Source organism: Rhizobium sp. GW821-FHT14E12 (genome assembly GCF_058803745.1).
In genome coordinates, this window is record NZ_JBXAPH010000005.1 from 207763 (window position 1) to 228510 (window position 20748).

Annotated in this window: 22 protein-coding genes; 12 read left to right on the plus strand and 10 right to left on the minus strand. The window is 60.6% G+C overall.

The genetic code is table 11. From position 1 onward, the window contains the following. Positions 1-29 precede the first annotated feature (29 nt). From AC1RO0_RS20365 to leuC, 7 genes are all read left to right on the plus strand, one after another. Positions 30-1001, plus strand: coding sequence for a threonine ammonia-lyase (locus AC1RO0_RS20365; RefSeq protein ID WP_498594611.1), 972 nt, complete (start codon positions 30-32; stop codon positions 999-1001). 89 nt (positions 1002-1090) lie between these two features. Next, the gene (locus tag AC1RO0_RS20370; protein ID WP_498594612.1) at positions 1091-1963 is read left to right on the plus strand and encodes an ornithine carbamoyltransferase; all 873 of its coding nucleotides are present in this window, start codon (positions 1091-1093) and stop codon (positions 1961-1963) included. A gap of 316 nt (positions 1964-2279) precedes the next feature. Beyond that, positions 2280-2834, plus strand: coding sequence for a 50S ribosomal protein L19 (gene rplS / locus AC1RO0_RS20375; protein ID WP_498594613.1), 555 nt, complete (start codon positions 2280-2282; stop codon positions 2832-2834). A 215-nt stretch (positions 2835-3049) separates the two neighbouring features. After that, positions 3050-3847, plus strand: coding sequence for a basic amino acid ABC transporter substrate-binding protein (locus AC1RO0_RS20380; protein WP_498594614.1), 798 nt, complete (start codon positions 3050-3052; stop codon positions 3845-3847). Between the two features lie 34 nt (positions 3848-3881). Further along, positions 3882-4706 (plus strand): amino acid ABC transporter permease, encoded by an 825-nt coding sequence (locus AC1RO0_RS20385; protein ID WP_498594615.1) that lies wholly within the window; start codon positions 3882-3884, stop codon positions 4704-4706. 65 nt (positions 4707-4771) lie between these two features. Beyond that, a complete protein-coding gene (locus AC1RO0_RS20390) occupies positions 4772-4906 on the plus strand; it encodes a hypothetical protein (protein ID WP_007693803.1) in 135 nt (44 codons plus the stop codon). A 69-nt stretch (positions 4907-4975) separates the two neighbouring features. After that, positions 4976-6385, plus strand: a complete 1410-nt coding sequence (leuC, locus tag AC1RO0_RS20395; protein ID WP_498594616.1) for a 3-isopropylmalate dehydratase large subunit — start codon at positions 4976-4978, stop codon at positions 6383-6385. A gap of 68 nt (positions 6386-6453) precedes the next feature. Here the strand turns inward: leuC and AC1RO0_RS20400 are convergent, their stop codons facing one another. Continuing rightward, positions 6454-7356 carry an EamA family transporter gene (locus AC1RO0_RS20400; protein ID WP_498594617.1) on the minus strand — a complete coding sequence of 301 codons (903 nt, stop codon included), beginning with the start codon at positions 7354-7356 and terminating at the stop codon, positions 6454-6456. An 83-nt stretch (positions 7357-7439) separates the two neighbouring features. On the opposite strand from AC1RO0_RS20400, the gene AC1RO0_RS20405 reads away from it, so the two are divergent. Next, positions 7440-7919 carry a MarR family winged helix-turn-helix transcriptional regulator gene (locus AC1RO0_RS20405; protein ID WP_498594619.1) on the plus strand — a complete coding sequence of 160 codons (480 nt, stop codon included), beginning with the start codon at positions 7440-7442 and terminating at the stop codon, positions 7917-7919. 10 nt (positions 7920-7929) lie between these two features. Here AC1RO0_RS20405 and AC1RO0_RS20410 read toward each other — a convergent pair whose 3' ends face one another. Then, positions 7930-8826 carry a LysR family transcriptional regulator gene (locus AC1RO0_RS20410; protein WP_498594620.1) on the minus strand — a complete coding sequence of 299 codons (897 nt, stop codon included), beginning with the start codon at positions 8824-8826 and terminating at the stop codon, positions 7930-7932. A gap of 64 nt (positions 8827-8890) precedes the next feature. Between AC1RO0_RS20410 and AC1RO0_RS20415 the strand changes: the two genes are divergently transcribed. Next, on the plus strand, positions 8891-9553 hold the full coding sequence (locus AC1RO0_RS20415; protein ID WP_498594728.1) for an NADPH-dependent F420 reductase: 663 nt from the start codon (positions 8891-8893) through the stop codon (positions 9551-9553). 45 nt (positions 9554-9598) lie between these two features. After that, complete coding sequence (locus AC1RO0_RS20420) at positions 9599-10012, plus strand: ester cyclase (protein WP_498594621.1); 414 nt, start codon at positions 9599-9601, stop codon at positions 10010-10012. Between the two features lie 80 nt (positions 10013-10092). On the opposite strand, the gene AC1RO0_RS20425 is transcribed toward AC1RO0_RS20420, so the two are convergent. After that, a complete protein-coding gene (locus tag AC1RO0_RS20425) occupies positions 10093-10923 on the minus strand; it encodes an aldo/keto reductase (protein WP_498594622.1) in 831 nt (276 codons plus the stop codon). Between the two features lie 151 nt (positions 10924-11074). Beyond that, a complete protein-coding gene (locus AC1RO0_RS20430) occupies positions 11075-11623 on the minus strand; it encodes a L,D-transpeptidase family protein (RefSeq protein ID WP_498594623.1) in 549 nt (182 codons plus the stop codon). Between the two features lie 148 nt (positions 11624-11771). Between AC1RO0_RS20430 and AC1RO0_RS20435 the strand changes: the two genes are divergently transcribed. Continuing rightward, positions 11772-12455: a response regulator transcription factor gene (locus AC1RO0_RS20435; protein WP_007694554.1), complete on the plus strand. Its 684-nt coding sequence runs from the start codon at positions 11772-11774 to the stop codon at positions 12453-12455. Between the two features lie 9 nt (positions 12456-12464). Beyond that, positions 12465-12920: a cyclic nucleotide-binding domain-containing protein gene (locus AC1RO0_RS20440; RefSeq protein ID WP_498594624.1), complete on the plus strand. Its 456-nt coding sequence runs from the start codon at positions 12465-12467 to the stop codon at positions 12918-12920. Positions 12921-13142: 222 nt separating this feature from the next. Here AC1RO0_RS20440 and AC1RO0_RS20445 read toward each other — a convergent pair whose 3' ends face one another. The 6 genes from AC1RO0_RS20445 to tesB form a co-directional block, all read right to left on the minus strand. Further along, entirely contained in the window at positions 13143-13946 is an 804-nt protein-coding gene (locus AC1RO0_RS20445; protein WP_498594625.1) for an exodeoxyribonuclease III, read from the minus strand. 195 nt (positions 13947-14141) lie between these two features. Continuing rightward, complete coding sequence (locus tag AC1RO0_RS20450) at positions 14142-14792, minus strand: outer-membrane lipoprotein carrier protein LolA (protein ID WP_498594626.1); 651 nt, start codon at positions 14790-14792, stop codon at positions 14142-14144. Between the two features lie 136 nt (positions 14793-14928). Then, a complete protein-coding gene (locus AC1RO0_RS20455; protein WP_498594627.1) occupies positions 14929-17598 on the minus strand; it encodes an FtsK/SpoIIIE family DNA translocase in 2670 nt (889 codons plus the stop codon). 285 nt (positions 17599-17883) lie between these two features. After that, entirely contained in the window at positions 17884-19245 is a 1362-nt protein-coding gene (locus AC1RO0_RS20460; RefSeq protein WP_498594628.1) for an ammonium transporter, read from the minus strand. 28 nt (positions 19246-19273) lie between these two features. Further along, complete coding sequence (locus AC1RO0_RS20465) at positions 19274-19624, minus strand: P-II family nitrogen regulator (protein ID WP_012652738.1); 351 nt, start codon at positions 19622-19624, stop codon at positions 19274-19276. Between the two features lie 214 nt (positions 19625-19838). Beyond that, entirely contained in the window at positions 19839-20723 is an 885-nt protein-coding gene (tesB, locus tag AC1RO0_RS20470) for an acyl-CoA thioesterase II (protein ID WP_498594629.1), read from the minus strand. Positions 20724-20748 lie beyond the last annotated feature (25 nt).

A 20748-nucleotide genomic window follows, 5' to 3' on the forward strand; every position in this document is an offset into this window, starting at 1 on the left:
CCGCGCCAATGAGATCTATCATTGCCCTCATGACAAAACAATCTCAGCTATCTTTTTCGAATATCGCAGATGCCAGGCGTCGGATCGATCCGATCTTCCTGAACTCGGCATTGCTCACCGACGCCACACTCAGCCTGACGCTCGCAGCCAAGGATGAAACCGATAATCCGATCCGTTGCTTCAAAGGCAGGGGCACCGGTTATTATCTGGCGTGCACAAGCGCGGAGAAAGGACCGCTCGTCACAGCGTCGGCAGGCAATTTTGGCCAAGGGCTTGCCTATGGCGCCGCAAAATCGGGCCGGGAGCTGACGGTATTCGCCAGCCTTTCGGCTAACCCGCTGAAGATCGAGGCTATGCGCAGGCTCGGAGCGGAGGTCATTCTGTTTGGGGATGACTTCGACGCGGCGAAAGCAAGAGCCCGGGAATACGCCTTAGAAAGCGGGGCGACGTTCGTGGAGGATGGTGCAAGCGCCAGCATCGCGGAAGGCGCCGGAACGATCGCGGCCGAACTCACCGAGGCATTCGCCAATATCGATGCCGTTTTTGTGCCCCTCGGAAATGGTGCGCTGGCAGCGGGGATCGGCTGCTGGTTCAAGACGGCATCGCCCGCCACCAAAGTCATCGCCGTCGCCGCGAAAGGTGCTCCCTGCATGCAGCTTTCATGGCAGGCAGGCAAACCCGTGCCGACAGATAAGGCAACGACGATTGCGGATGGGATCGCCGTGCGCGATCCGGTTCCGGTTGCCGTCGATTGGCTGGCCACGACGATCGATGACATCGTGCTTGTCGACGATGCTTGCATAGTCGATGCCATGCGCTTCGCGCATTCCAGGTGGAACCGGCTTGTTGAACCGGCAGGCGCTGCGGGGCTGGCCGGTGTATTGGCGACGGCCGCGACCATGCAAGGGGCCAGGGTTGCAACGATATTGTGCGGAGGAAATCTTACGCCAGAGCAAATTGCCCGGTGGCTGCCAAAAGCCGATGCGGGGTTTGTTTCGTAGACTATCGAATGACCGCTGAGTGCTCTTGCGAGCCGACGTTTTTCAGGTGCTAATGGCACCATGGACATGTCTCACGTATCGGAGCGAAGATGCCAGGCAGAACCGGAAAAAGCTTTCTCGAATTCCATGATCTGCCATCCGACATCATTCTTTCGCTTCTCGACCGCGCCAACGTCCTGGCCGGCGCCTGGGCCGATCGCCGTATGCCGCAAAGCCTGGAGGGCAAGCATGTCGCGCTGATCGCCGACGACAGCGGCTGGCGGAACACCACGGCCTTCAGCCTTGGCGTACAGGCAATGGGCGGCATCTGCGTGCCGGCGCCGATCAGCTTTAATGCGCGTGAGGAGACCGCCGACCTCGCCGGCTATCTCGACAACTGGTTCGATGTCCTGATCGTCCGCACAAAGCTGCTGACCGCCCTGCGCGAACTGGCGGCGACCGCAGACGCGCCCGTCATCAATGCCCGGACCAAATCGAACCACCCTTGCGAAACGCTGGGCGACCTCGCCTATATCAAAAGCCGAAGAGGCCACGTCGGTGGCCTCAAGGTCGTCGGCGTCGCGCCCGATGCCAACATCCTGCGATCATGGGTCGAGGCGTCGCTCGCCCTGCCGATCAAGGTCACGCAGGTCTATCCGGAGAAATGGCACGTCCGCGACCGGGATCTTTCGAACGCGAACTTCAGCACCGGCACCGATATGAAAGAACTGCTGGACGCCGACGTGATCATCACGGACTGTTGGCCGGACGATACGGCGCAAGCCGAGCTAAGAGACTACCGGATATCGGCTGCCATCCTCGACCAATGCCGCCCCGACACGATCTTCCTCCCTTGCCCGCCAGTTGCCAGGGGGCAGGAAGTCACGACGGAAGCGATGAACCACTCGACTTGCCAGAGCAGAGCGGCCAAGGCTTTTCTCCTGCATGCGCAGAACGCGCTGCTGGAATGGATCGTTGCTTAGGTCTTTTGACACGGACACCAAATTCGACGTAGACAGCCATCTCTTGGCATTTAAGTCGCCCGGGCGCCGCTCACACAGCGAAAACCCGGAAAAGCAGCCTTTCGCGCATGAAATTCCCCGCCAAGGGGTGACAAACCCGCAGCAATAGGGTATGTGCGCGCCCGGCATGGGAAATTTCCCATCAACCACCAAAGAAAAGCAGACGCATTCGCCCCTGCCTTTATAGGCATATATCCAAGGCGAGATCTTAAGGGTCCGACCAAGGATAGAGCACTTAGGGCGCTCTGGCTGTTGAAGCAACAACGAGGTTGATAACATGAACATCATTCAGCAGTTGGAAGCCGAACAGGCTGCCAAGATCGAAGCCAAGCGCACGCTCCCCGACTTTTCCGCAGGCGACACCGTTCGCGTCAACGTGAAGGTCACGGAAGGCACCCGTACCCGCGTTCAGGCCTATGAAGGCGTCTGCATCGCCCGCTCCGGCGGCGGTCTGCAGGAAAACTTCACGGTCCGCAAGATCTCCTACGGCGAAGGCGTCGAGCGCGTATTCCCGGTTTACTCGCCGATGATCGAAAGCGTCGAAATCGTTCGCCGCGGTAAGGTCCGTCGCGCCAAGCTCTACTACCTGCGCGATCTGCGCGGCAAGGCTGCCCGTATCGTTGAAAACACCGGTACCCGCGCCCGCAAGCTCAACGACGCCGAGCGTCAGGCCCTTCTCGCTGAAAAGGCTCGCATCGAAGCTGAAAAGGTTGCCGCAGCCCAGGCTCTCGCAGCCGAAAAGGCAGCAGCTGAAGCCGCCGAAGCAAAGGCCGCAGCCGAAGCAGCAGCTGCTGCGGAAGCAGCCGCCGCCGCTGAGCCGGCAGCAGAATAAATCTCGATCCTTTCGGATTGCGGACATCAAGGCGGCCTTCGGGTCGCCTTTTTTCGTTGGGGGCGACCAAGGGCGGCTGGGCGCGAAGAAAAATTCTCCACAAGCCATCGGCTTTGGAGCGGCTTTTCTGTTTTTATCGTGACGACCATGGCAATAGCCTTGCCATCGGCTTTAAAAATATGACAATTTTCCAACACACTATAAGGGGAATTTCCATGGCATTCCGTCGTTCGTTTCTTCTGGGCCTCACCGCCCTCGTGCTTGCACCTTTCGCCTCCTTCGCCGCCGACCTGCCGAACCTCAACGGCAAGACCGTCGTCGTCGTCACCGAGAATGCCTATCCGCCGCTGCAATTCGTCGACCCCAAGACCAGCAAGGCTATCGGCTGGGAATATGACGCGATGAACGAGATCGCCAAGCGGCTGAACTTCAAGGTCGAGTACCAGAACACCAGCTGGGACGCGATGATCCAGGCGGTCTCCCAGGGCCAGTACAATATCGGCATGACCGGCATCACCATCAAGGAAGACCGCAAGCAGAAGGTCGACTTCTCCGATCCTTACATGCGCTCGCAGCAGTTCATGCTGGTGCGCGGCGACGAGAAGCGCTTCACCGACGCCAAGAGCTTCTCCGCCTTCAAGGATGGCCTGGTCGGCGCGCAGCCGGGCACGACCCCTTTCTACACCGCCGTCTACGAAGTGCTCGACGGCAATGAGCAGAACCCGCGCATCAAGCTGTTCGAAACCTTCGGCGCCACCGTGCAGGCGCTGAAGACCGGCGACGTCGACACCGTTCTGACCGACGGCACCGCCGGCAAGGGCTATGTCGACACCTCGAATGGCGGTCTGAAGCTGATCGGCGGCCCGCTCGGCACCGAGGATTTCGGCTTCATCTTCCCGAAGGGCTCCGATCTCGTCGCCCCGGTCAATGCCGCCATCGCCAGCCTGAAGGCTGACGGCACCTTCGAGGCGCTGAACAAGAAATGGTTCCTCGACTACAAGATGGGCCAGTAAGCCGGATGCAGTCTGAAACCGGAAGCCCGCTCTGATGGCGCTGCAAGCAGGCCCGAGCGGGCACCATAGCAAGGACGACTTTCCCTGGTGGTTGGTCGTCCTTATTCTCATCGGCATTGCCACTGCAGTCGCCATCGTCACCAGCGATCTTTACGCCCAAGTCTTCACGACGATTGTCCAGGGCATCGGCACCACCATCTTCGTCACGCTTGTCGCCTTCTCGCTGGCGATGGCACTTGGCCTCGGCATTGCGCTGCTGGGCATCTCCGACAGCCTGATCCTGCGCCAGATCGCCCGCTTCTATGTCGAGGTCATTCGCGGCATCCCGATCCTGGTGTTGTTGTCCTACATCGCCTTTGTCGGCGCGCCCGCCTTTGTCGCCCTCTATAACGCCGTCACCGCTCCCCTCATCTCCGCCGGCTGGATCGAACCTCTCGTGGTGCGCGATGTGCCGTTGATGTGGCGGGCGATCGCGGCGCTGATGATCGCCTATGCCTCCTTCATCGCCGAGGTTTTCCGCGCCGGCATCCAGTCTGTCGATCCCGGCCAGATCGAGGCGGCAAAGGCGCTCGGCCTGTCGCGCTACCGGCGCTTCCGCCATGTCATCGCGCCGCAGGCGTTTCGCGTCATCTTCCCGCCGCTCTCCAACGATTTCATCGCAATGGTCAAGGACAGCTCGCTGGTCTCGGTGCTCGGCGTCGCCGACATCACCCAGTTTGCCAAGATCTATTCGTCCGGCTCCTTCCGCTACTTTGAAAGCTACTCGATCCTCGCCTATATCTACCTGATCCTGACGATCGGCCTGTCGCTGGTGCTGCGTAAGTTCGAGAAGCGGATGCGGGAGCGGCATATGCGCTGACGTGGGGCGTCATCACGTTCCACTGCGGCCAAACGTCAGCATTGCCGAGACTTCGGAAAATTGATATGAGCAACGCCATGACTAGGATCATGAGCAAAGACGGACAATTCGTCACGATTTTTGTGCTGCAGGACCACAAGCGCCTGCCGGCACGATTCTTTGCGATGATTTCGGGCGCGCTCAACAGCCGACTTCGCTGATCACTCCCGAGGCCGGCGGTCCTGATCCGTCAACCCCCATTTCGACAATGCCAATATGGATCTGTAGCCATGAGCGCTCCACGTACCCTTTACGATAAAATCTGGGATGACCATCTCGTCGACAGCCAGGACGACGGCACCTGTCTTCTCTACATCGACCGTCACCTCGTTCATGAAGTGACGTCGCCGCAGGCATTCGAAGGCCTGCGCATGACCGGCCGCAAGGTCCGCGCCCCGGAAAAGACGCTTGCTGTCGTCGACCATAACGTTCCGACCTCGCCCGATCGCCACCTCGGCATCAAGAACGAGGAAAGCCGCATTCAGGTCGAAGCGCTCGCCACCAACGCCGCCGAATTCGGCGTCGAATATTATTCGGCAAGCGACAAGCGCCAGGGCATTGTCCACATCATCGGCCCGGAACAGGGCTTTACCCTGCCCGGCATGACCATCGTCTGCGGCGACAGCCACACCTCGACCCACGGCGCCTTCGGCTCGCTGGCGCACGGCATCGGCACGTCTGAAGTGGAACACGTTCTGGCGACCCAGACGCTGATCCAGAAGAAGGCGAAGAACATGCTGGTGCGCGTCGACGGCCAGCTGCCGCCGGGCGTCACCGCCAAGGACATCATCCTGGCCATCATCGGCGAAATCGGCACTGCCGGCGGCACCGGCTACGTCATCGAATATGCGGGCGAAGCCATTCGCGCGCTGTCGATGGAAGGCCGCATGACGATCTGCAACATGTCGATCGAAGGCGGCGCCCGCGCCGGCCTCATCGCCCCTGATGACATCACCTTCGAATACATCAAGGGCAAGCCGCGCTCGCCGACGGGCGAAGCCCTGGAACAGGCGATCGCCTACTGGAAGACCCTGGGGTCCGACGAAGGCGCGCACTACGACCGCGTCGTCGTGCTCGACGCCGCTTCCCTGCCGCCGATCGTTTCCTGGGGCTCCTCACCGGAAGACGTCGTCTCCATCCAGGGCATCGTTCCGAACCCGGACGAGATCCAGGACGAGAACAAGCGCACCTCCAAGTGGCGCGCGCTCGACTATATGGGCCTGAAGCCGGGCACGCCGATGACCGAGATCAACATCGATCGCGTCTTCATCGGCTCCTGCACCAACGGCCGCATCGAAGACCTGCGCGCTGTTGCCAAGGTCGTCGAAGGCAAGACGGTGGCATCCACCGTCGACGCGATGATCGTACCGGGCTCCGGTCTGGTCAAGGAACAGGCGGAAGCCGAAGGCCTCGACAAGATCTTCAAGGCCGCCGGTTTCGACTGGCGCGAGCCGGGCTGTTCCATGTGCCTTGCCATGAACGACGACCGCCTGAAGCCGGGCGAACGCTGCGCCTCGACCTCGAACCGCAACTTCGAAGGCCGCCAGGGCTTCAAGGGCCGCACCCATCTGGTGTCACCGGCCATGGCAGCGGCAGCGGCAATCGCCGGCCACTTCGTCGATATCCGCGAGTGGAACTGATCGGTTTCAACTGATCGACTGCAAAAGGCGGCCTCCGGGCCGCCTTTTTTGTTGGACTTGAGCAGGCTCTATCGCTTCGTCGCAAGCGTGGAAGGCTCGGTGAGCGCTGATTTCTCAATAGACGGAGCCAGTTGCGCCCGCTGACTGAGCCAGACGCTGCCAAGCACGATGACAATGCCGAATATCTGTATCGGGCTGAGCTGCTGACCCAGCACCCACCAGCCGAGGATCACGGCGGTCGTCGGGCTGAGGAAGCCGAGCGGCGAGACCGCCGACGGCTCCAGCCGCGACAGGCCGCGAAACCAGAGAATATAGGTGAGCGCGGCGCCGATCAGGCCGAGATAGGCAAAACCCAGAACATTGGCGCCCGTCAGATGCGGAAGCGGCGGCTCGAGCATCAGGGCGAATGGCAGCAACAGCAGGCCTCCGGCCGTCAGTTGCCATGCGGTGAAGGTCAACGGCGAGACAGGCGGCCGCCAGCGGCGGCTGAGCACTGTGCCCGCCGCCATGGAGACAGCGCCACCAATGCCCGCCGCAATGCCGATGGGATCGAGGGTTGCCTGCGGCGTCAGAATGAGGAGCGCCACGCCGCCGATACCCGCAATCGCCGCCATAACCGAAAGGCCACGGATCGGCGAGCCGAGCAACAAGCGCGCCAGCACGATGACGATCAGCGGCTGGACCGCACCGACGGTGGCCGCCACCCCGCCCGGCAAGCGGTAGGCCGAGATGAACAGCATCCACCAGAAAACCGAGAAATTCAGCGCGCCAAGAACCAGAGACCTCGCCCACCAGATGCCATGCGGCAATCGCCGCACGATAACGAGCAGCAACAACCCCGCCGGCAAGGCGCGCAGCATGGCGACCGTCAGCGGATAGCCGGCCGGCAGGAGTTCGGTCGTCACCAGATAGGTGCTGCCCCAGATCGCCGGCGCGATCGCGGTCAGCAGCAGGTCGGAATTGCGGGTCATCTCAGAGCCTTCGGAATTTATCTTGACCTCAAGATAATCCAAAATACCTTGACGTCAAGATAATTCCATGGCGATGTCTCCCCATGGATCGCATCGACAAAATTCTCGCCCAATGGCACCGCGAACGGCCCGACCTCGACGTCTCCCCGATGGGGCTGATCGGCCGCATCGGAAACCTCGCTCACCACCTTGGCCAGGAGATGGGCAAGACCTTTGCACAGTTCGATCTGAACCGTGCCGCTTTCGACGTGCTGGCGACCCTGCGCCGCTCGGGCGCGCCTTACACCCTCTCCCCCAACGACCTGATCGCCACCATGATGGTGACCTCCGGCACGATGACCAACCGTATCGATCAACTGGAAAAAGCAGGCCTCGTCACCCGCAGCGCCAATCCGGATGACGGCCGGAGCTTTCTGGTGTCGTTGACCGAAAAGGGCTTTGCGCTGATCGACGCCGCGGTGACTGCCCATGTCGCGACGCAGGCCCGGCTCGTGTCGAGCCTCACGGAAGAGGAGAAGGCGGCGCTCGATGCCTTGCTTAGAAAGTATTTAGCCGGCTTTTAGAATATCTCCCCTACGAGGCGGCCTCCCTGCCAAACTCCGAAGACACGAAGTCGAGGAAGCTACGCAATTTCGGAGTGATGCGACGATCAGGGGCATAGAGAACATGCAATGGGCGCGTCGGTATCCTGTACTCCGGCAGAATGGGCACCAGTTGCCCCGATTCGAGGCTCGCACGGATCAGTTCGAGGGGTTGGAAAATGATCCCAAGCCCCGCCACCGCCGCCTGAAGCAAGGCTTCGCCGCTGTCGACCGTCAACCGCCCCGATATGGGAACGTCGACATATCCGTCCGGTCCTTCGAAAGCCCAATGCGTTCTCAATCGCGTATGCGAGAAGATCAGGCACTCGTGATCTGCGAGATCGCCTGGTGTGCGTGGCGTTCCACAAGAGGCAAGATAAGTCGGGGCCGCACAGATGATGAGTCGGTAGGGATCCAGGCGCCGGGCGATCAATCCGCTGTCCGACAATTCCCCGACGCGAAAGATTGCATCATATCCCTCGTCTATCAAGTCAACCAATCGGTTCGACAGTGACAGGTCGATCGAAACCTCCGGATATGCCTTCAAATATTCGGGCAATTTGGGGGCAAGGGCATTGATTCCGAAGGTCACAGGGGCGCTGACCCTCAGCTTTCCCCGGGGGATCGCTCGCGTTTCCGCCGCCAAGGCTTCTGCGGATTCGACTTCGGCCAGTATGTTGCGCGAACGCTCGTAGAACAGGCTGCCGACTTCGGTCGGGTGCTGCCGGCGGGTGGTCCGGTTCAGAAGCCGGACACCCAGATGATGCTCCAGGAATTGCACATGTTTGCCCACAAGCTGCGGCGACATGTTCAAGGCATCGGCAGCAGCACTGAACGACCCCAGCTCGACGGCTTTGACGAAGATGCTCATGCTGGAGAACCGATCCATTAGAAACAATCCATTTCAAGTATAGAGTAAAAGCGCCTATTTATCCCGATATGAGAATAATCCTATTCATGCCGTCAGCAATCACAAAGGAACGACGGACATGAAAATCGCAATTATCGGCACTGGCAACATGGGAGCAGGTCTTGCCCGCGTGCTCTCCGAAGCGGGTTATGAACTGGTCATCGGCCACCGCGATCCAGCAAAGGCCGCCGAATTGGCGGCCGAACTGGGCGCGAATGTCGAAGGAGGCGGGATTGGAGCGGCCGTCAAGCTGGCGGATGTCGCCATTCTGGCTCTGCCCTATGGCGCCATAGCAGAGACATTGAAGGCAGCGGGAGACCTCAAGGGCAAGGTGCTCGTCGACATCTCGAACCCCATCACGGCCGACTACCGGGGACTGCTCATCGGTCATTCGACGTCGGCGGCCGAGGAAATTCAGGCGCTGGCGCCCGCGGCGATCGTGGTGAAGGCTTTCAACACGATATTCGCGACTCTTTTGCCGATCGAGGCACGCAACGGAAAGACGCTGCAGGTGTTCGTCGCCGGCAATGACGAGCCGGCAAAGGAAACCGTATCGAACATCGCCAAAGCCATCGGCTTCGAGCCCGTCAATGCCGGGGAGCTAACCAATGCCCGCTTCATCGAACCCATTGGCGAGATGAACATCCACTTCGGCTTCTTCCTCGGCAAAGGTCCCTCCGTGGCGCCCGCCTGGGTTCAGGTCTGAGAGCATTGGGGCAAATTTAACAATCAGCGTGCAAGGGAGTGCCAGATGACTGACACGAACAACCAGTTCATGAAGCGCTTCGTCGACTTCATAAATACTGCCGATGCCACAATGGCCGAAGAGCTTGTCTCTCCGAATGCGATCTTTTTCGTGCCGGGTCGTCCCGAACCGATGAAAGGACCATCCGGTTACATGGCAATCATCAATATGATGCGAGGCGGTTTCCCGGACATACAGTGGACGCTTCAGGAAACTGTGACCGAACAGGACAAGATCGCCGTGCGCTTCATGATGCACGGGACGCACAAAGGAACCTTCTTCGGGGTTCCCGCCACCGGAAAGCAAATATCGGTTCAGGCTCTCAACATCTACCATCTGAGCGACGGCCAGATCGTGGAGGAGTATGGCCAACCCGACCTTCTTGGACTGATGCAACAAATCGGAGCTCTTCCGAAGTAATAGCCTCCAAACTCAAAGAGGCCCGGAACGTAAGCTCCGGGCCTCTTTGACACAGGCGGAATTTCCGCCAATCCATCCAATCAGAACGTCGCCGTCACCGGGTCCGGCCCGATACGTCCACCAGCCGAATCCAGCTTCGCAATCTCCGCCAGATCCTCGGCATCGAGCTTGAAATCGAACACCTTGAGGTTTTCCTCGATACGGCTCGGGGTTACCGATTTCGGGATGACGATCAGGCCGTTGTCGATGTGCCAGCGGATGATCACCTGGGCCGGCGTGCGGCCGTGCTTGGCGGCGACCTTGCCGATCACGGCATTGGTCAGAAGCTTGCCCTGGCCGAGTGGGCTCCAGGACTCGGTCTTGATGCCGAGCTTGTCGTGCACCTCGCGCAGCGCCTTCTGCTGGAAGGTCGGATGCAACTCGATCTGGTTCAGCACCGGCGTCACGCCGGTTTCGCCGATGATGCGGTCGAGATGCTCCTTGGCGAAGTTGGAAACGCCGATCGAGCGGGCGCGGCCCTCTTCCTTGAGACGCAGGAACGCCTTCCAGGTATCGGCGTAACAGTCGCGGCGCGGCGCCGGCCAGTGGATGAGATAGAGATCGACGTAATCGGTGCCGAGCCGCTTCAGGCTTGCATCGAAAGCCTTCAGGGTCGAATCGAAGCCCTGCTCGTCGTTCCAGAGCTTGGTGGTGAGGAAGATGTCCTTGCGCGCAACGCCGGATTGGCGCATGCCCTCGCCGACGCCGTCTTCGTTCTCATAGATGGCAGCAGTGTCGACATGACGATAGCCGGCCTTCAATGCGGTGCTGACCGCCGAGGGTGCGACGTTTTCCGGCGTCTGCCAGACGCCGAGGCCGACCTGCGGAATGGAATTGCCGTCGTTGAAAGTGATTGTCGATTGATTGGTCACAATATCTCTCCAAATGACTTGGGCGTGGATGGAGTGAAGGCGCGAACGAACCCGAACGACAAGCCTGGGATTTCCCCGCGCATCGCAACCGATGCGCCCTCCGGAAACCTATATAAGGCGGGACCGCCCGATTATCACCCCGGCACGACCATCAAAGGACGCGAACTGTCGTGCCCCTGCGCAAAAAGCCGATGACGCGCTGCATGTCCCTGAGACTGACGGCGATACAGCCGGCGGTCGGCTCGTAGCCGGGCTTGATCAGATGGAAGAAAATGGCGGAGCCCCGGTGGCGCCGGCGCGAGCCTATGTTCCAGTCGAGCACCAGGCAGATGTCATAGAGCCCGTCATGCCGCCGCATCTCCTCATGGCTCGGCTTGAAAGGCGCCTTGACGAGCCTGTTATAGTTGGCATCCTCCGGTTGGTCGCACCAGAGCATGTCCTTGCGGATGCGCCGCATAGGCAGGGGCGTGCGCAGGAAGCGGACATGATCGCCGCGCGTGAAGCCATGAAGGATTTTCATGGCGGCAATCGGCGTCGCCCCATCCCCCTCGCGCTTCAGTACACTGCGCCCGGATCTGCCGATCGCCGCCGGCACCGTCAGCGGCCCGATCTGCACCAGCGCCCGCGTCGGCTTTCCCGGCGCGGGGCGCACGACGATTGTGGAAGCGGCTCGATTACCGCCTACCCTTGTTTTTTCCATTTTTCTCACATGTTTTTGCTTTGCACGTGATTTGATTTGAAATCATAGCAGTTTCAACTGGACGACCAAGCCTGAGCCGCCTCCCGACTTGCTAAAAACGCAATTTGGCGTAGGACTTGGGAGGCAAACGAACGAGGACCGGAACGGCATGACCGCACGCACCATTCTACTGGTGGATGATGATAACGACCTGCGCGAAATGTTGGTCGAGCAATTGTCGCTTTACGAAGAATTCACGGTTCTGCAGGAAGTGAACGCCGGCAAGGGCGTGCAGACCGCACGCGCCGCACCCGTCGATCTCCTGATCATGGATGTCGGCTTGCCCGACATGGATGGCCGCGAAGCCGTGAAGCTGCTGCGCAAGAACGGCTTCAAGTCGCCGATCATCATGCTGACCGGCCACGACACCGATTCCGACACCATCCTCGGCCTCGAAGCCGGCGCCAATGATTACGTCACCAAGCCCTTCCGCTTCGCCGTGCTGCTCGCCCGCATCCGCGCGCAGCTGCGCCAGCATGAACAGAGCGAGGACGCGACCTTCACCGTCGGCCGTTATCTCTTCAAGCCGAGCCAGAAGCTCCTGACCACGGAAGACGGCCAGAAGATCCGCCTGACGGAAAAGGAAGCGGCGATCATCCGCTATCTCTACCGCGCCGACCAGAAGGTCGTCACCCGCGATATCCTTCTCGAAGAGGTCTGGGGCTACAATTCCGGCGTCACCACCCACACGCTCGAAACCCACGTCTATCGCCTGCGCCAGAAGATCGAGCGCGATCCTTCCAACGCTGAAATTCTGGTGACGGAAAACGGCGGCTACAAGATCATTCCATAGGCATTCAACATGGCGCTGACCGACGATATCCGCCTGCTGTCGCAACTGCCGCTGTTCCACGGCATGGGCGAAGAGCCGTTGCGGCTGATCGCCTTCGGCGCCGACCGCCGCCATGTCTCGCCGGGCCAAACCCTGTTCCGGGAAAAATCGCCGGCCGAATGCGCCTACGTCGTCGCCAACGGCAGCTTCGAGCTCACCACCGTCGATGCTACCGGACAGTCGAACGTCGAAGCCACGGTGCAGGCCGGCACCATGCTCTCCGAGCTGGCGCTGGTCACCTTGGTGGAACGCAAATACACAGCCGTGGCGCTGGAGGAATCCGATGTCATGCGGATCACGCGGGCGCTGTTTCACCGACTGATCGAGGAATATCCCGATGCCGGCCTGCTGATCCAGAATCGTATCCGCGAAAACTTTGCAGCACTCGCCAGGCAAACGGCAGCGCTGCTTGGGCGCTTTTCCTGAGACGCCGGCCTTGGCGGCTGCAGAGGCCGACCCTCGTGGTTTGAGGCTCCGGCCCCTTCGACAAGGCTCAGGAGCCTGCGCACCTCACCATGAGGGCGGGGCGAGCTACTTCCTCATCATCAGGGCTGATCGTCTCGCCCAGCCGCAAGATTCTCACCACCTCATCCTGAGGAGCGGAGGCCGAAGGCTGGAGCCTCGAAGGATCGAGGTGGCCCCAATGTCTCAAAGATTGAAATGCGCGGTCACCGGTACATGGTCGGACGGGCGATCCCAGCCGCGAGCGGCCTTCAGGATATCGATGCGCTGCAAGAGCGGTCCGAGATCGGATGACGACCAGATGTGGTCGAGACGTCGGCCGCGGTCGGCGGCCTCCCAATCCTTGGCGCGATAACTCCACCACGTATAGAGCTTCTCGTTCTCCGGCACATTCTGGCGCATCAGATCGAGCCAGGCGCCGCGCTTCATCACCTCGATCAGCCCGTCGGTTTCGATCGGCGTGTGGCTGACGATCTTCAAAAGCTGCTTATGCGACCAGACGTCATGCTCGAAGGGGGCGATGTTGAGGTCGCCGACGAGGATGGCGGAGGTATTCTGCTCGGCATTGGCATGCAGGTGCTTCATCTCCTCGATGAAGTCGAGCTTGTGACCGAACTTCGGATTGATCGTCCGGTCGGGCTCGTCGCCGCCGGCCGGAACGTAAAAATTATGCACCCGGATGCGCCGGCCGCCGCGCTCGAAGATCGCCGAGATATGCCGGCTGTCGCCGACATTGCAATAATCCTGCCGATGATCCTCGGTCAGCGGAAAACGCGAGGCGATGGCGACGCCATGATAGCCCTTCTGGCCGTGAATGATGATGTGCTCGTAGCCGAGCGCCCGCAGCGGCGCATAGGGGAAGAGCTCATTCGGAACCTTGGTTTCCTGCAGGCAGAGAATATCGGGCCGGGACTGCATCAGGAATTGCTCGACGATCGGCATGCGCAACCGCACCGAGTTGATGTTCCAGGTCGCTATCGAAAATCCCATGCCAAGCCCTTTCCTTAGAGCAATTCCAGGAAAAGTGCGCAGCGGTTTTCCGTCCGGGATTGCGTCAAAACAGACAGCTAGAACGGTTCAGCGATTCCTTGAAACGCTCTAGTCAGGATAAGGCTTTAGACCGGCTTCGAGCGAAAGGAAAGCGCCATTCGGCGCTTCCCCTATTGCCAAGGGCGGAGATGGCGATCAGCGCGTATAGTCGATACGGAAGACGCTGTCGTCGAACGAGACATTGGTCTTCACATTGTTGATGATGACATCGGTGGTCTTGCCCTGCGGGTCGATCACCGTCCACTGGCGCAGGTCGTAGGTCTTGGAATCGAAGATCATGGCGATGGTCGAGTCACCGAAGACCGTGCGGTTGCCGAGCGTGATTTTGGTGAGGTCCGGCTGTGCATCGACGCCGCGCACCATGTCGGCGGAAAGATCGATCTTGTTGGCAAGCAGCAGGCTCAGCGGCGTCTTCGACAGCTGGTACATGTTCTTCGTCCGCGTCTGGTCGTTGATGACCTGGACGTTGTTGCCGTCACAGATGACGCGCATGCGCGATGGCGGATCGTAGTTGAAACGCATTTTGCCGGGACGCTGGATGAAGAAGCTGCCGCTCACCTGGTCGCCGCGCGGCCCGATCTGCAGGAAGCCACCCTTCATGGTCTTGATCGACGAGAAGTGATCGGCGATCTGCTGCGCCACGCCGGGATTGAGGGCCGCTGCCTGCGCCTGCGCCAAGGCCGAAACGGGCAGAGCGCTTGCCGCACCGACCGCGACCACGGCCCCGAGGAAATGCCGGCGGGTCAGGGAAAGTCGGTTGGACGGCTGCGCATCAAACTTTGTCATCGAATTCTCCTTCATGCTTTGTCCATGGCGCGCAAAATCGGCGTCTTCATGGCGCAGCGGCCCATACTCGGTTGTGGGCCGCGATCAAATTTCCCTGAGCATAGCCGGGATATACAACGCGAAAGGGCCTATGGCCTCAGCGATCCAGAATATCCGCCTTGGTAGGAACGAGAATCTCGCGCTTGCCGGCATGGTTGGCCGGGCCGATCACGCCTTCTTCCTCCATGCGCTCGATCAACGAGGCGGCACGGTTATAGCCGATGCCGAGCCGGCGCTGGATGTAGGAGGTCGAGGCCTTGCCGTCGCTCAGAACGATCGCAACCGCCTGATCGTAAGGGTCGTCCGAATCGGCAAGATTGGCCGTGCCCGCCGGGCCGTGGCCATCCTCGTCATCCTCATCGTCAGCGGTGATCGCATCAAGATATTGCGGCGATCCTTGCGTCTTCAGGTAGGAAACGATGTCCTCGACCTCGCCATCGGCGACGAACGGGCCGTGGACGCGCTGGATGCGTCCGCCACCTGCCATATAGAGCATGTCACCCATGCCGAGGAGTTGTTCGGCACCCTGCTCGCCAAGGATCGTGCGGCTGTCGATCTTTGACGTCACCTGGAAGGAGATGCGCGTCGGGAAGTTCGCCTTGATCGTGCCGGTAATGACATCGACGGACGGACGCTGGGTCGCCATGATCACATGGATGCCGGCGGCACGCGCCATCTGCGCCAGACGCTGCACGGCGCCTTCGATATCCTTGCCGGCGACCATCATCAGGTCGGCCATTTCGTCGATGATGACGACGATATAGGGCATCGGCTTCAGGTCGAATTCTTCGGTCTCGTAAATCGCCTCGCCGGTCTGCCGGTCGAAGCCAGTCTGGACGGTGCGGCTGATCGCTTCGCCCTTGGCAACGGCCTGCTCGACGCGGGTGTTGAAGCCGTCGATGTTGCGCACGCCGATCTTCGACATTTTCTTGTAGCGCTCTTCCATCTCGCGCACGGTCCATTTCAGCGCGACGACTGCCTTCTTCGGATCGGTGACGACTGGCGAAAGCAGATGCGGAATGCCGTCATAGACAGACAGTTCCAGCATCTTCGGATCGATCATGATCAGGCGGCACTGTTCCGGCGTCAGGCGGTAGAGCAGCGACAGGATCATGGTGTTGATAGCGACGGACTTGCCCGAGCCGGTGGTGCCGGCAACGAGCAGATGCGGCATCTTGGCGAGATCGGCAATGACGGGCTCGCCGCCGATGGTCTTGCCGAGCGCCATGGCAAGCTTGGCCTTGGACGTCGCGAAATCGCGGCTGGCGACAAGCTCGCGCAAATAGACGGTTTCGCGCGTGGAATTCGGCAGTTCGATGCCGATGGCGTTACGGCCGGGAACGACGGCGACGCGGGCGGCGATCGCGCTCATCGAGCGGGCGATATCGTCGGCAAGGCCAATGACGCGAGAGGATTTAATGCCCGGAGCGGGTTCCAGTTCGTAAAGGGTGACCACTGGGCCGGGCCGGACATGAATGATCTCGCCCTTGACACCAAAGTCCTCGAGCACGCCTTCCAGCATGCGGGCATTCTGCTCCAGCGCGTCGGAGGACAAGGTCGCGTCCCGCACGATGGTCTTCGGCTCGGCAAGCAGGTGCACGGCCGGAAGCTGGAAGCCATAGGAGCGGATGAAGGAGGTCTGGGCTTCGCGCTCGGCGCGGGCGCCGGGCTTCGGTCGCGGGGCGGCGGGAATGACGCGAGGGCCGGCCGGAGCACCGGAAGCTTTCGACGAAGCGGCGCGCAGCGCCCACTCGTCTTCCTCGTCATCCGGCAGGATACCGGCCGGACGTGGCGGATCGCGCTCGTAGGAGGCATCCTCGTCGTCGTCGTCACCCATGCTGATCGACGGAGGAGACACCACGCGGCGCTGAGCCGAGCCGCCGTCCAGCGACGGTTCGACACGCTCGCCCCGGACAACCGGAGCCTTGGCGCGCGCCGGCTCGTTCAGCGTGCCGAATTCGTCATCGTTGAAGTCATAGGGCGCGTCGAAGGCATGGTCACGGCGCTTGCGCGGACCCATGCCGAACAGGCGCCGAAGGCGGGCTTGCGCATTGTACCAGGAATGCATGAGCGCACCGAAGGCCATGAAGCCGCCGCGGTCGTCATCGTCATCCTCGTCGTCATCGCCAACGCTGCGGGCGCGGCTCTGCGTTTCCTCGTAATCCTCTTCACTCTCCTCGTCTTCCGGAAGACTGCGGCCGACCAGGCCGGCGGCAAACAGCATGAGCCAGGCAGCGGGGATTGCGAGGACCGTACCGAACACCGTGGCAAAGACGCCGCTCGGATAAGTGCCGATGAAAAGAGCGGGAAAACGCAGGAGGATATCGCCAATGACGCCGCCGATACCGTTCGGGATCGGCCAGGTCGGCGGAGCGGGGAAACAGGCGATGGAACCAGCAGCAACAATGGATCCGCCGACCCAGGCGCCGAGACGGGCCGGCAGGCGATGGATCTTGCGGTTGGAAATAAGCGCGAAAGCCCAGGCGACGATGGGCAGCAGCACGACGATACAGGCAAGACCGAGCGCCTGCATCAGGACGTCGGCGAAGACAGCGCCCGGAAAGCCCAATATGTTCGTCGGCGCATTGCTCGTTGCGTAGGAATAGCTGGGATCCATGACATTCCAGGTCGCCAGGGCGGCGACCGCGAGCGCCAGCAGGAACAGCAGCGCGAAGCCGATGAGGCCCCTCACCTGCCGCCAAACCACGCCCGAAAGCGAGAAACGGTCGGGGGGACCGCCCAGCGCTGCCGAATTGCTTCTGCCCATGATATCCAGCCCGTTCGTTGTCGAAGGCACACGCGAATCGGCGTCATGCCCACTCACCCAGTACGTCACCTCTACCTAATCAGAGGAGGGTTAATGGCATGTTAACCATGCAGGCGGTGGCGGGCCTATCAACGAATTTATGGCTGTTTAGTCAACGGGCTTGCCGGCACAAAAAAGGCCCGAACCAAGGTCCGGGCCAAGAGCGGCTTACTTTTGATGAAATAGGCCGCGACGGGATATTCAGCGGCGCCGGGGGAACTTTGCCCCGGCGCCACAAGCTTGTGATTAGGAGTTGTGGTAGGCAGCTTCGCCGTGGGATGCGAGGTCGAGACCTTCGCGTTCGGCTTCCGGTGCTACACGCAGGCCGATGATAACGTCGACGACCTTGTAGAGGATGGCCGAGCCGATGCCGCACCACAGGATCGTGGTGATGACGGCAGTGGCTTGAACCGCAACCTGGCTGCTCATGGTGACGCCTTCGGCATAGCCGACGCCGCCGAGCGATGCACTGGCAAATACGCCGGTCGCGAGAGCGCCGAAGATACCACCGACGCAGTGTACGCCGAAGACGTCAGCCGTATCGTCGTAGCCGAACTTGTTCTTCACGACGGAAACGAAGAAGTAGCACAGCGGCGAAACGATGAGACCGAGGGCGATCGCACCCATCGGGCCGACGATGCCGGCAGCCGGCGTAACAGCAACGAGGCCGGCGACCATACCGGAAGCGCCACCGAGCATGGAGGCCTTGCCGCGCGTGAAGGTTTCAACAATCGACCAGGAGATGATGGCCGCTGCCGTTGCAACGAAGGTGTTGACGGTAGCCAGCATCGCGCCGCCGGAAGCTTCGAGGTTCGAACCGGCGTTGAAGCCGAACCAACCAACCCAGAGCATGGAAGCACCAACCATGGTCAGCGTCATGGAATGCGGAGCCATCATGTCCTTGCCGAAGCCGACACGCTTGCCGACCATAAGGGCACCGACGATACCGGCAACACCGGCATTGATGTGAACGACCGTGCCACCGGCGAAGTCGAGAGCGCCCATCTTGAAGAGCATGCCGTTGGAGTCCCAGACCATGTGGGCGATCGGGAAGTAGACGAAGGTTGCCCAAAGCGCGCAGAAGAGGACGGCTGCGCCGAACTTGATGCGCTCAGCAAAGGCACCGATGATCAGGGCAGGCGTAATGGCTGCGAAGGTCATCTGGAACAGCATGAAGATGAATTCCGGAATGACGACGCCCTTGGAGAAGGTTGCAGCCGTCGTCGATACCGAGACGCCGGACAGGAACATCTTCGCGGTGCCGCCCCAATACGGGCTCGTGCCGCCGCCGAAGGCGAAGGAATAGCCGTAGAAGACCCAAAGGAGCATGACGACCGCACCGATCACCGTGCACTGCATCAAAACGGACAGCATGTTCTTCGAACGCACGAGGCCGCCATAGAAGAGGGCCAGGCCAGGCACGAGCATGAAGAGGACGAGAATGGTGGAGATGAACATGAAGGCGGTGTCGCCCTTGTCCGGAACCGGCGCGGCAGCAGCGGCGGCAGTGGCTGTAGCATCCTGCGCAAAGGCGATCGCCGGCGCGAGCATGGCCGCAGAAAGCGTACCCACCCGTGCCAGAGTGGAGGAAAGCTTGGAAAACGTCATTGCAAATAACTCCCTGATCGGCCGTGTCTTACAGCGCTTCTGAATCGGTTTCGCCCGTACGGATGCGCACGGCATGGTCAATCGAAAAGACAAAAATCTTGCCGTCGCCGATCTGGCCGGTCTTGGCGGAGGATGCGATGGCCTCGACCGCCTTGTCGACGATTTCGGTTGCGACCGCGACTTCGATCTTCAGCTTCGGCAGGAAGCTGACGGCATATTCCGTGCCGCGATAGATTTCGGTATGCCCCTTCTGGCGCCCGTAACCCTTTACTTCGGTCACAGTCAGGCCCTGGATGCCGACAGCCGTGAGGGCCTCACGGACCTCATCGAGCTTGAACGGCTTGATAATGGCCATCACAATTTTCATCTGGTTTCCCATCCTTTGTTTACCCTCGGCGCGAAGCCGACTCTCCTTGCCGCTGACGAGCGTTTCAGCAGCGACCGGAGATACACATTCAAAGGACGTGCCAGATTCGTGACACAATTATAACCGATTGAAATATAAGGGAATTACTTTGAGAACCCAATAAAGCGGCAATTCGCGGCGCAGCTGATGCACAAATAAGGTGCAAATTTATAAAATTGCATACTATTTAATCATTTGCCTTTTTACGAATCAGCCCCTCCTGCGCCACCGACGCAATCAGGACACCATCCCGCGTAAAAAGACTGCCGCGAGTGAAACCGCGCGCGCCTGAGGCACTGGGACTGTCCTGACTATAGAGCAGCCAGTCGTCGAGCTTGCACGGATGGTGAAACCACATTGCATGGTCGAGGCTTGCGACCTGCAGGCGCGGATCGAAGACCGAGGTTCCATGCACATGCAACGCCGCATCGAGCAGCGTCATGTCCGAGAGATAGGCGAGCACCGCATTCTGGTAGAGCCGGTCATCCGGCACCGGCCCGGTCAGGCGAACCCAGATATCCTGCCGCTGGCTGGGCCGCGAACGCGAGAAATAATCCTCGATGGAAACGGGCCGGATCTCGATCGCGCGCTTGCGTTCCCAGTAGCGGCGCACAGCCTCCGGCGCGTTGGCAATAAAGCGTGCCTTGACCTCTTCCTCGTCCATCAGATCTTCGGGAGCCGGCACCTTCGGCATCTCGCTCTGGTGTTCGAAGCCAGGCTCATCGATCTGGAAGGAGGCCGTCAGCGCGAAGATCGCCTTGCCATGCTGGATTGCCAGAACGCGGCGCGTGTTGAAGCTTGCGCCGTCGCGCAGCCGGTCGACCTGATAGACGATCGGGACGCTCGGATCGCCGGGAAGCATGAAATAGGCATGCAGGGAATGCGCAAAACGATCACCCGCCACTGTCCTCTGCGCCGCCATCAGCGCCTGGCCGATGACCTGGCCGCCGAAGACGCGCTGCCAGCCAACCTGCGGGCTGTTGCCGCGAAACAGGTTCATCTCGATCGTTTCCAGATCCAGCGTCGCGAGCGTGACTTGCATGGCGGTCAGTTTCTCATTCTCACGCGACATTTTGAATGAACTCCAACGGTAGGAA